Raw genomic sequence first — 12201 nt, 5'->3', positions numbered from 1 at the left:
TTTATTTGGTTGGTTTCAACTTAGTGAAACCCGCACTCTGGCATATGTTCATTTCGTTAGAAATGATTACCTTACATTGTTCAGTTTTCAAAGATCTGATGTCGTTCAAGTTGTTTATCAACTTGTGACAGCTTAATTATTATAGCGCTTTCAACTTTCATTGTCAAGCACTTTTTTGTTCTTTTTTATTTTTAAAACTGATCGGCAGTTTTAAAAATAAACCGTTAAAAGTTACAACTATATATAAATGCATATATAGCCGCTGTTCAACAACGCTTTGTTGTTATGTCCTTTCAGCGGGAACGTTATATATCTTACCTTTTTTAGAGACTCACGTCAAGCCCTTTTTTAAAATATTTTGCAGTCTTTTACATCGTTATTTTTATCCTCTCACAGTGGATATAAAATAAAAGCCGAAGAAGATATTTCCTCTCCGGCTTTGTTTATTATATATAGCTGCTCCCTTTATAATATATAACTATTTAAAGTAGCCAACTATTACTGTGTATCTTCTACTGACATTATCCCGCTATAAATTCACACCCTGTTTTAATTGGGAAGTTATCATAAGTTACCCAGTCACTGGAGCTGCCTACATACAGCGCAGCATCGATGCCCACTTCATACATGGCAAGCATAGTAAGGCAGGCAGTGATACCGGAACCGCAATACGCAACAATAGGTTTCTTTGTGGTGAATAAATCCTTGAACATTTCTTTTAATTCTTCTACCAGTTTAACTCCATCTGCTGTATAGCAATTTTCCCAGAAGTAGTTAACGGCTCCCGGAATATGACCGGTCATGCCGTCAAATGTATCTATTACGCTTCCTTCGTAACGAGCACCGGCACGCGCATCAATAATAACATGATCACCCGCTTCACTGGCAGCCAATACTTCTGCACGACCCATAAACATATGAGGCTGTAAACGGTAATCCAAGAAACTTGCTTTTTCAGGTAATACAGTCGGCTCTGTTGTAATTGGATGACCTTCTTTTACCCAACGTTCAATGCCACCGTTTAACACTTGAATATTTTCCAGTCCAATATAGCGGAGCATCCACCAAAGACGGCCGGCCAAAAAAATCCAGCTGTCGCAAATAACGATGTGACTTTCTTTTGTAATGCCGAAGCTTTCCAGCTTTTTAGCAAAAACAGCCATATCCGGTAATGGATGACGACCACCGTGTTCAGCTACCGGGCCGGATAAGTCACCATCTAAGCTCATAACAAAAGCGCCTTCAATATGGCCTTTTGCATACGCTTCCGGGCCACGCACATCTAAAATAACTGTATTTTGCTGTTTCGCTGCCAATTCGTCCGGTGTAATAAAATGCTTCATAATTGTCCCTCCCTATATATTATTAATACTATAATATTATTCATATCTATAATGCTATTGTAACAGCATGTTTATACTATCTTCAATTATTTCTTTATGTTATAATTAAATCAAACAAATGTTTTATGTTATTGAAAGAAATAAAGCGCTTTTATAGGAGGTTTATATGTTTTTCTTTTTTTTGATGGATTGCATCCTCAAGGAGATGTAATTATTTATCAATCAAGTAGTTCTAACATTACTACAAACGTGCTTTTTAAAGATGATACATTTTGGATGCCTCAAAAAGATATTGCCCAATTATTTGGTGTTGATAGATCAGTGATAACAAAACACCTGAAAAATATATTCGATAGCCAAGAACTAGAAGAAAATTCAGTATGTGCAAAATTTGCACATACTGCCGAAGATGGAAAAACTTATCAAGTTTTATTCTACAACCTTGATGCCATTATTGCTGTTGGTTATCGAGTTAATAGCAAGGAAGCTACCCAATTCCGTATATGGGCTACAAATATGTTAAAAGAATATATTGTCAAAGGATTCGCACTTAACGATGAGCTATTAAAAAATAGCCGCCCATTCGGCAAAGACTATTTTGACGAACTATTAGAACGTATCAGGGAAATTCGAGCTTCTGAAAGACGCTTTTATCAAAAAATTACTGATATCTTTGCGCAATGTAGCTTTGACTATAATAAAGATAGTCAGGAGGCTCAACTATTTTATGCTTCCGTCCAAAACAAGCTTCACTGGGCCATTACCAAACATACAGCTACTGAAATTATTTATAATCGTGCTGACCACCAAAAGCCGCATATGGGACTAACTAGTTGGAGAAATGCCCCAAACGGAAAAATCCTCCAAAGCGATGTTATTACTGCAAAAAATTGTCAATAATAACGAATGGTCATATACAAATAAAAAACCCGGCAACCTTTCGGTTACCGGGAATCATTCACTTCATATAAAACTATAAAGTCTTATTCTGCTGTAAATGGTAACAATGCAATTGCACGAGCGCGTTTGATTGCTAATGTCAATTTACGCTGATGTTTTGCACAAGTACCGGAAATACGGCGTGGAAGAATTTTGCCGCGTTCAGTCGTGAAACGACGAAGTTTAGCAATATCTTTATAGTCGATTTGATCTACATGATCAACGCAGAAGTTACATACTTTTCTTCTAGGCTTTCTGCCTCTATCTCTTCTCATTGTGAATCCTCCTTTTCGAATTAGTAGGAGTCCTAAACATTAGAACGGAATGTTTTCTTCATTTCCGCCACCAAAGTTGTCAAAATTAGAAGACTCTCCGCCGAAGCTTTCAACGTTTTGAGTATCTAATGCTTGGCCAACGAAGTTGGCTACTACTTCAGTAACATATCGTTTTTGCCCGTCTGCAGTTTCGTACGAACGAGTATTTATACGACCTTCTACAAAGCAACGGCTACCTTTACGAAGGCTGCCTGCCGCTTCCCCGAGTTTACCCCAGGCTACACAGTTAACAAAAGCGGTTTGTTCTTTTGTTTCATTGGTACTTCTGTCAATATAAGTATTTGTTGCAGCTACAGTGAAAGACGCTACCGGTCTGCCTGTAGATGTATAACGAACTTCAGGGTCACGAACTAAATTACCTAAGATTTGTACTGAATTCATAGTTAAACCTCCTGGGTTTACTTGCCGTGTTTAACAATTAGGTGTTTAAGGACTTCATCGTTGATTTTCAATACACGATCGATTTCTTTGATTTCAGCAGGAGCTGCTTCAAAGTTGATCAATACGTAGAAACCGTCAGTGAATTTTTTCACTGCGTAAGCAAGACGACGCTTGCCCCAACGATCTACCTTTTCTACTGTGCCGCCTACACGTGCAATTAAAGCCTCAATTTTTTCAATTACAGCGTTAGTTGCTTCTTCTTCGGCTGGTTTCACAATCACCATGACTTCGTATTTGTTCATACAAAATCACCTCCTCTTTTGGACATATGCCCCTATCTTCCATAGGGGTAGGAAGCGCTTACCATCAATAAGCTTTACTATTATATCTTATAGTCAGGCAGATTGCAAGCAATTTTACTTCAAAAACATGTAAATTTTTGCGCATTGCATAGTCATTTCCCCGATTTTTTACCCCATTCCCTTATATTCTGCTTCCCTGGCGGTATATTACATATTCGCCCTCTTATATTATATATACTTTTTGTTTACATTTCTCTTCTATACTTCTATATAATCTCCATATCTATGTGACCTTCATATGGTCTATTCCATTTCCTTATATTTACTTTTCTAAAATTCTATAGAAAATTGTCTGTACATCATCATGAGGACGTTGTATACTTGAATAAATATTATATGAGAGAGTCTTTCAAGATAATCTTTCAAGTTAGACGTTTAATATAAAGTCTAATCTAACGTCTAATCTAACGTATTTGTAATACAAGCCCTATTAAATAGATAATATTGCACTTGTTATTTACAGGAGGATTAATTATGAGCAAAATCAGAATTGGTATCGTAGGCTACGGCAACCTTGGCCGCGGTGTGGAAGCGTCCGTTCAATTACAACCGGACATGGAACTTGTTGGTGTATTTTCCCGTCGTTCCGGCTTACAAACAGTAAGTGGTGTACCTAGTCACACAATGGATGAATTGGAAAGCTTCAAAGGTAAAATCGACGTTATGGTTCTTTGCGGCGGTTCCGCGACAGACCTTATCGAACAAACACCAATGGTGGCTAAACATTTTACAGTAATCGACAGCTTCGATACACATGCGCGCATTCCTGAACATTTTGACAATGTAAATAAAGCTGCTAAAGAAGGTGGCAATGCAGCATTGATCTCCTGCGGTTGGGATCCAGGTATGTTCTCCTTACAACGTGTATTCGCTGAAAGCATTTTACCACAAGGCAAATCCTACACATTCTGGGGTCGCGGCGTAAGCCAAGGTCACTCCGATGCAATTCGCCGTATCGATGGCGTACTTGACGCTCGTCAATACACTGTACCTCGCGAAGAATACTTAAACGAAATTCGCCAAGGCGGTACTCCTGAAGTAACTGCACAAAGCGGTCATATTCGCGAATGCTATGTTGTTGCCGCAGAAGGCGCTGACAAAGCTAAGATTGAAAACGAAATCAAAACTATGGAAAACTACTTCGTAGGTTATGAAACAATCGTAAACTTCATTTCCCAGGAAGAATTGGATAAAAACCACAAAGGCATTCCTCATGGCGGCTTCGTACTTCGCAGCGGCGAAAGCACTACCGGTACTCGCCACGTAGTGGAATACTCCTTGAAATTGGACAGCAACCCTGAATTTACCGGTTCTGTATTAACTGCCTATGCACGCGGCATTTTCCGTTTAGGCCAACATGGTGGCACCGGTGCATTCACAGTGTTCGACATTCCTCCGGCTTGGATTTCTTCCCACAGCGCTGAAGAATTGAGAGCTCATTCTCTATAAGAAGCTTATTTCTATAAGAGTCTTACTAATACCATATAATATATTAAAAGCTATGCCTTACAACGAGGCATAGCTTTTTTATTACAATTAACAATTAACTATTAAAAACTGTAACCACTTATCTTTATCCTTACTAATCACTGTCACTATATTTGTCTATCCTTATTAATTACCGTAACTATACGTATCTATCGTTAATAATCACTGCAACTATCCATTTCTTTCTTTTTGGGTACTATAGCACTTTAAAGTGCATTCTTCCTTAAAAACATCATTTAGCCTATAATGAACTCATCAGCTGATAAGAATAATTTTCAATACAACAATTCATTAATAGAATTACAAATAGAGTCACGCGATTCATCAATGTGAACATCGTTATGAGACTAAATACATATAAAGACTATGATACAATATAAGGAGATAAACTATGTTACATGAAATTAATTGGCCACACGAATATTTACCGGGTACAACCGACAATTTTGCTTCCAATGAAGTGATTATCCAAGGTGTTACAGCTGCAGAAGCTTTTGAAAATTTAATCGATACAGCCATTTGGCCTACCTATTATAAAAATGTGGCCGATGTAGAATTTGATAACACTAAAGGCACGAAGCTCGCTGAAAATACCCGTTTTCGTTTCAAAACATTCGGCTTTCCTATCGAAGCTGAAATTACCGAATTTGAAGCTCCATCCGGAGATCAACCGGGCCGCTTAGCTTGGCATGGTTGGGCTGAAGGTGACGAAGAACATCGCCTCGATGTTATCCACGCTTGGCTTATTGAAGATTTATCTGAAAACCGCGTGCGCATTCTCACACAGGAATCTCAAATCGGCAAACCGGCCGTTGCGTTACACGAAGATCCAACTGACCCGATGAATATCGGCCATCAGGATTGGCTCCGCGGCTTAGCGGCTACGTTATTAAAAGCCAAAGCCGGCAAATAAGAATTTATTATTTAGGAAGGGATTATTAATGGCTACAAAAAATTCTATGTTCCAATGCCCTGTTGAAGCGGCTCTCAGCCTGCTGGGCGGTAAATATAAATGCATTATCTTGTGGCATTTATTGGAACGCACTCATCGCTACAGTGAATTGCAACGCGTCATTCCTCAGGCTACGCCTAAAATGTTAACTCAACAATTGCGAGAATTAGAAGAAACAGGTGTGATTCAGCGAAAAGTGTATCCTGTAGTCCCTCCTAAAACAGAATATAGTTTGACTGAATTCGGCCTAACATTGGCTCCCATTATTGAAGCTATGTGCGATTGGGGAAAAACCTATATGTGGGACCGCATTTTACCAAAAGAAACGTCCTGTAATTAATACAGGAAAAAAGTAAGTAAACGATCCCCCAGCATCAATAAAAAACTATTAAAAACTTATTTCAATAATAACTCCTAAAATCCAAAGAGCAGCTTGAAGATATATTTTCTTCAAGCTGTTTTTTTTATTATTTTTAAATTAACAATTAACTATTTCATATTGTTGTAAAATACGCTTGCTTTTTATTTAAACAGTGTTTAAAATGAAGTTGTAAGTTAAACACTGTTTAAATTTTATTATTAATCTGTATAAGTACGTTGCAATACATAGGAGAATATATTATGGCCGAATCAACTAAGGATAAAATCATCAATACAACCTATCGTTTAATGCTTGATAACGACGATATTAGCAGTATAACAGTGCGCATGATTGCTGCCGAAGCCGACGTCAATGTGGCACTCGTCAATTACCATTTTAAAAACAAGGATAATCTGTTCAATGAAGTAATCAATCAGATCCTCATGCGCGCTAAAGAGTTTTTTACACTCTTAGATGACGAAAGCAAACCGACCAGACAGCGCCTATTCGACTTTTTAATTCAATACCAACAACATTTGGCAAAGCATAAAAAATTTATTTACTATCTCTTTTCATCTAAACAGACTTACCCGACGCAGATGTCCTATATTAAATTCTTACGGGCTCAAGGCGTTGTCAAAATAATGAGGCATATTATGCTGCTCATAAAAGAACAACAACCGAACGCATCGGAGGAAACGATACGCCATATGACTCGATTTACGTTCAGTCATCTAATTTCCATGTTAGTCTTTCCAACGATTTACAGCGCCTCTATCAATGAAGCCGTTAAGACAATGAACGATATCTTCATTTCACCGGAGGAAACCAAAGCATCACTACAATTCTTTTTTGATACCTATTTCCCGGAACACTAAGTAGAATCATATACCTTAAAAGGAGTCTTTTATGAAAAAGAAATACATTCCCATCGGCCTGCTCCTGATTCTTTTAATCGGCATCGCCATCTACTATTTCTATCCAAAAACGACCACCGGTAAAGTAAATACAGTCGGCACCATTGAAGTACATCAATACGATATTACACCGCGCAGCAGCGGTTATATTGAAGGACTGGACGTCGATTTAGGCAGCCGCATCACTGCCGGTGAAACACTGTTCACCTTATCGGAGCCGACCACCAACACAGCACTTGATGCCGCCAAAGCATCCCTGGCTCAAGGGGCCGCCAACTTAGCGGATTTACAGGCCGGTGCGCGCGAAGACCAAATCAAAGCCTACAAAGCCTTGGTTGACTCCGCTACTGTTTCCCGTGACCAGGCGCAAAAGGAACTGAGTCGCTACAATGCTCTATATGCGGAAGACGCTGTATCAGCTCAATTACGCGATCAAAAACAACAAGCCTATGATGTAGCGCAACAGAACCTTGCTAAAGCCACAGCCGATTATCAGGAATTACTGCAAGGCACACGCATTCAGCAAATTGCCGCCGCCCAGGCACAGGTAGATGCGTTGAATGCTAATGTGGCATCCGCCCAAAGCAAGGTGGAAGATTTAATTATGAAAAGCCCTGTTAACGGCCTCGTTTTAACAAAAAACTACAATAAAGGCGAATATGTTAAAGCCGGCGCTCCTGTGTTGACCATCGCGGATATGCAGGATGCATGGGTTCATATTTATGTATCCACCGAACAACTGGCACTTATTAAAGTAGGCGACAAAGCGCAAATTAAAGTAGACGGTTTGCCTGACCAAATCTTTGAGGGCTACATTGAACGCATTAGCCCTGAAGCGGAGTATACACCGCGTCAAAGCATCACCAAAACGGAACGCCATAACTTAGTATACAAAGTTCGCATCAAAGTAAATAACGGTCAAGAAATTCTGAAACCGGGTATGCCTGTGGATGTGGTGATTCTATGATTACCATTCAAAATCTCCACAAACATTACGGCCAGGTGCAAGCTCTGAACGGCATTAACCTGACCATTCCGGACGGCGAAATGTTCGGCCTGGTCGGTGCCGACGGTGCCGGCAAATCATCGCTCCTACGCATACTATGCGGCCTCATCACCCCTAGTGAAGGGGCTGTCTCCATTAACGGTGCCTCACCACTCGATATAAAACATACCATCGGCTACGTATCACAACTCTTTGCTTTATATCCCAATCTGAGTGTGTACGAAAACCTCGAGCTATACGGCCGTTTATACGGTCTCACCAATGAAGAGCTGTACAATAAATGTGATACGCTCGCCGAATATGTAGGACTTGGCAATTTTAAAGAGCGCATGGCCAATGATTTATCCGGCGGTATGAAACAGAAGCTCGCCTTAGCCGTAGCTCTCTTAAATACACCGAAGTTACTTATCTTGGACGAACCTTCAACCGGTGTTGACCCCTTATCACGCCGCGAGCTATGGACTTTAATAAAAAAAATCAACCAAAACGGCACCACGGTGGTAGTCGCCACTCCATTCATGGATGAAGCCGACTATTGTACGCAAATCGCCTTTTTTGAAGCCGGTCAAATATTAGCCCTCGGCACGCCGCAGGAATTACGAGATCAAACGGAGGTGAGTTCAAATCAAACATTGGACGAGGTATATATTCGCCTCGTTAATAAAAATAACGAACTTACCGCCAATTATACGGTACAGCATGAATTCGAGCGACTCGCCCATAAACCGGTCGTTATTCAAACGCAGGATTTGGTGCGCCGATTCGGCAATTTTACAGCTGTGAACAATCTAGATTTGACCATCAAAGAAGGAGAAATCTTCGGACTTCTCGGCTCCAACGGCTGCGGTAAATCGACTACGATCCGCATGCTCTGCGGCACCTTAGCACCTACAACCGGACTAATCGAAGTGCTCGATACGGATGTGACAAACCATGTGGCACTCATCAAGTCCAAGTTGGGCTATATGTCCCAAAAATTTAGTCTCTATGCCGATTTAACCGTCATGGAGAATCTCGAATTTTACGGTCGGGTTTATGGATTAAAACCGGCCGAGTTAGCCGAACGCATCAATACTGTCATCGATGAACTAGAGTTACACGACATTAAAAATCGCCTGGTTCGTGAATTGCCGACGGGCTGGCGCCAACGCGCTTCGTTAGGCGCCGCCATTTTACATAAACCGGCCATCGTGTACCTGGATGAACCGACCAGCGGTGTAGATCCGTTGACGCGCCGCCAATTTTGGGCCGTCATCAACAAATTATCCGACCGGGGAACCACAATTTTAGTAACCACCCACTTCATGGACGAAGCCGAACAATGCGACCGCATCCTATTTATGGACAAGGGCCAAAAAATTGTCGAAGGCCGTCCTAATGTATTAAAAGAAACTACACCGGGTGCCCATAATCTGGAAGATGCGTTTATTTATTATATGAAACAAGCTAGGAGTGCTGAATATGCAGAGAATTTGGGCCATACTAATTAAAGAATTTAATCAAATGAAACGGGATAAAGCCGTCCTGCTCATGTTGATTCTGATGCCGCTCATGCAGCTTATTATATTCGGCTACGCCATCAACACTGACGTAAAACACGTACCCACGGTCATTTACGACCAGTCACAAAGCGAGGAGAGTCGGGAACTTATCAACGCATTTGTCGGCACATCTTACTATGATGTGGTGGAGTATGTACACAGCAATCAGGACATGCTGGACAGTATTTATTCCGGTAAAGCTGTAGCGGCACTGGCTTTTCCGCCTACATTTAGCGAAGATATTAAGCATGGACGTACGGCGGAAATGCAGCTCATTGTCGATGCCAGTGACAATATGACCGCCAACAGCGCCATCAGTACGGCACAATTGCTGGGCCAACAACGTTCTTTGAAAATTACATCGGAGCGCATGCTCGCCACCGGTTTGGCCGTTCCGTCCGGCAATGCCATTGACGTAAAAATCAGTCCTTGGTTCAATCCGGACTTTCTTACGGCCTACAACATCGTGCCGGGCATCATCAGTATGATGATTACTATGACCTTGGTGAGTATTACCGCCATGGCCATTGTGCGTGAGCAGGAAGTGGGCACCTTGGAGCAGCTCATGGTAACGCCGCTGAAAAATTACGAAATCATCATAGGTAAAGTTATTCCCTATGTAATTATCGGTTACGTGCAAGCCGGTGTAACACTCATTGCCGGTGTGTTTCTCTTTGATGTACCATTTCAGGGAAGCTTCTTTGTACTCTTCATCACTACAACAATCTTCCTCATCGCCTCGTTGCTCCTCGGCATACTCATTTCCACGGTAGCAAAAACACAATTGCAAGCCATGCAAATGTCTATCATGATTTACATGCCAAGCATTTTACTGTCAGGCTTCATGTTCCCTCGCGTGGCCATGGATGCTATTTTCCAATACATCGGTGCCCTCGTGCCTATGACATTCTACCTCACCATTATCCGCGGTATTATGCTGAAAGGGATCGGTTTCGAGTACCTGTGGCCTCAAGTGCTGGCCCTGTGTACCTTCATAGTCATCGTAGGACTCATCAGCATGTGGTCCTTTACAAATAAACGTAAAAACGGATAGTTACGAATAACCATGTTATCACTTGAGCCACAATTGAGCTTAAAGACTGCCGGCTACGTTTGATCCAATTTGCACGTAGTCTAAAAATAGATAATTTCGTGTAATATTGCCTTTTATTCGATGCTTCTTATACAGGGTCTGTATTTCTATGTTATAATATATTGTTGAAATCAATAGATATTACAGTATAGACGCCAAATCGTCTATATCTTGCATAAAAAACTGATTAATTCATGCAGCTAATTTTGTATCCATTATATTATTGAGATTCTGTTTATAATCCAAGTATATTATTGTGATGAAGTTAACTGTGTAATCCATGTCTGTTACTATGAGGAGAATCGAATGAGTACAAATCTTGAAGTGGGCATTGTAGGCCTTCCAAATGTTGGTAAAAGTACCTTGTTTAATGCTATTACAAAAGCCGGCGCTGAAGCGGCTAACTATCCGTTCTGTACAATTGAACCGAATGTGGGCGTTGTAGATGTTCCTGATGACCGCATTTATAAATTGGCTGAAATGTTCGGCTCTAAGAAAGTAATTCCTGCAGCTATGCGCTTCGTAGACATTGCCGGTCTCGTTGCCGGTGCGTCCAAAGGCGAAGGCTTGGGTAACAAATTCCTCAGCCATATCCGCCAGGTTGACGCTATTGCACAGGTTGTACGTTGCTTCGATGACCCTAACATCACTCACGTATCCGGTTCCATCGATCCGATTCGCGACATTGAAATCATCAATACAGAATTATGTCTGGCTGACCTTGATTCCGTTGAAAAACGCAAGCAGCGCATTGAAAAAATCGCCAAAAGCGGCGACAAAGATGCACGCATCGAACTTCCTATTTTAGAAAAAGTTAGCGAAGGTCTTGGCGATGCCATCCCTGTTCGTGCACAAGGTCTGGAAGAAGAAGAATTGGAAGTACTCAAGGAATTAACCTTGCTTACAGCTAAAAAATCCTTATATGTAGCTAATATTTCCGAAGATGAAATCAGCGACTATTCCGGTAACGACTATGTAAAACGCGTTCAGGAGTATGCAGCTAAAGAAGGTTCCGGCGTTGTTGTTGTATCCGCCCGCATCGAATCTGAAATTGCTGAATTATCCGAAGAAGAAGCTACTTCCTTCTTGGAAGAATTAGGTCTTACTGAAAGCGGCTTGGATAAATTGATCAAAGCCAGCTATGCACTATTGGGCCTTATCAACTTCTTCACAGCCGGTGAAATGGAAGCTCGCGCTTGGACAATCGTAGAAGGTACAAAAGCACCTCAAGCAGCCGGTAAAATTCACTCCGACATTGAAAAAGGCTTCATTCGTGCTGAAATCGTAGCTTATGATGACCTCGTAGCTTGCGGCAGCCAAAATGCGGCGAAAGAAAAAGGCCTCGTACGTCTGGAAGGTAAAGAATACATCATGAAAGACGGCGACGTTACATACTTCCGCTTCAATGTGTAAACTTTGCAATAAATAATACAAAAGGATGTCATACCTGCATGGTTATGACATCCTTTTACTATTTAACTAT

The 12201-nt window shown here is 41.0% G+C and carries 13 protein-coding genes; 9 read left to right on the top strand and 4 right to left on the bottom strand.

Annotation, left to right across the window (positions count from 1 at the left end; translation table 11 throughout):
* Positions 1–521: 521 nt before the first annotated feature.
* Positions 522–1343: a sulfurtransferase gene (locus KHZ77_RS03525; RefSeq protein WP_295195768.1), complete on the bottom strand. Its 822-nt coding sequence runs from the start codon at positions 1341–1343 to the stop codon at positions 522–524.
* A 189-nt stretch (positions 1344–1532) separates the two neighbouring features.
* Between KHZ77_RS03525 and rhuM the strand changes: the two genes are divergently transcribed.
* A complete protein-coding gene (gene rhuM, locus KHZ77_RS03520) occupies positions 1533–2243 on the top strand; it encodes a RhuM family protein (protein WP_295195766.1) in 711 nt (236 codons plus the stop codon).
* Positions 2244–2326: 83 nt separating this feature from the next.
* Here rhuM and rpsR read toward each other — a convergent pair whose 3' ends face one another.
* From rpsR to rpsF, 3 genes are read right to left on the bottom strand one after another with little or no spacing between them, the layout of a single operon-like run.
* Entirely contained in the window at positions 2327–2557 is a 231-nt protein-coding gene (rpsR, locus tag KHZ77_RS03515) for a 30S ribosomal protein S18 (RefSeq protein ID WP_115310530.1), read from the bottom strand.
* Positions 2558–2596: 39 nt separating this feature from the next.
* Positions 2597–2998, bottom strand: a complete 402-nt coding sequence (locus KHZ77_RS03510) for a single-stranded DNA-binding protein (protein ID WP_295195764.1) — start codon at positions 2996–2998, stop codon at positions 2597–2599.
* A gap of 17 nt (positions 2999–3015) precedes the next feature.
* Positions 3016–3300, bottom strand: a complete 285-nt coding sequence (gene rpsF, locus KHZ77_RS03505; protein WP_295195763.1) for a 30S ribosomal protein S6 — start codon at positions 3298–3300, stop codon at positions 3016–3018.
* A 534-nt stretch (positions 3301–3834) separates the two neighbouring features.
* Between rpsF and KHZ77_RS03500 the strand changes: the two genes are divergently transcribed.
* The 8 genes from KHZ77_RS03500 (at position 3835) to ychF (ending at position 12131) form a co-directional block, all read left to right on the top strand.
* Complete coding sequence (locus KHZ77_RS03500) at positions 3835–4809, top strand: diaminopimelate dehydrogenase (RefSeq protein ID WP_295195761.1); 975 nt, start codon at positions 3835–3837, stop codon at positions 4807–4809.
* 430 nt (positions 4810–5239) lie between these two features.
* On the top strand, positions 5240–5761 hold the full coding sequence (locus KHZ77_RS03495; protein ID WP_295195759.1) for an SRPBCC domain-containing protein: 522 nt from the start codon (positions 5240–5242) through the stop codon (positions 5759–5761).
* 28 nt (positions 5762–5789) lie between these two features.
* Positions 5790–6140: a helix-turn-helix domain-containing protein gene (locus KHZ77_RS03490; protein WP_295195757.1), complete on the top strand. Its 351-nt coding sequence runs from the start codon at positions 5790–5792 to the stop codon at positions 6138–6140.
* 281 nt (positions 6141–6421) lie between these two features.
* Positions 6422–7039, top strand: a complete 618-nt coding sequence (locus KHZ77_RS03485; RefSeq protein WP_295195755.1) for a TetR/AcrR family transcriptional regulator — start codon at positions 6422–6424, stop codon at positions 7037–7039.
* A 31-nt stretch (positions 7040–7070) separates the two neighbouring features.
* Positions 7071–8045: an efflux RND transporter periplasmic adaptor subunit gene (locus KHZ77_RS03480; protein WP_295195753.1), complete on the top strand. Its 975-nt coding sequence runs from the start codon at positions 7071–7073 to the stop codon at positions 8043–8045.
* Positions 8042–9574 carry an ATP-binding cassette domain-containing protein gene (locus KHZ77_RS03475; protein ID WP_295195751.1) on the top strand — a complete coding sequence of 511 codons (1533 nt, stop codon included), beginning with the start codon at positions 8042–8044 and terminating at the stop codon, positions 9572–9574. Before KHZ77_RS03480 ends, KHZ77_RS03475 begins: the two co-directional genes overlap by 4 nt.
* Positions 9546–10679 (top strand): ABC transporter permease, encoded by a 1134-nt coding sequence (locus KHZ77_RS03470; protein WP_295195748.1) that lies wholly within the window; start codon positions 9546–9548, stop codon positions 10677–10679. Before KHZ77_RS03475 ends, KHZ77_RS03470 begins: the two co-directional genes overlap by 29 nt.
* 345 nt (positions 10680–11024) lie before the next feature.
* Positions 11025–12131, top strand: a complete 1107-nt coding sequence (ychF, locus tag KHZ77_RS03465) for a redox-regulated ATPase YchF (protein WP_295195746.1) — start codon at positions 11025–11027, stop codon at positions 12129–12131.
* The last annotated feature ends 70 nt before the right edge of the window (positions 12132–12201 follow it).

The organism is Veillonella sp., assembly GCF_018364065.1.
In the GTDB taxonomy this organism is placed as follows: Bacteria; Bacillota; Negativicutes; order Veillonellales; family Veillonellaceae; genus Veillonella_A.
This window is presented reverse-complemented; position numbering and strand designations above follow the sequence as displayed.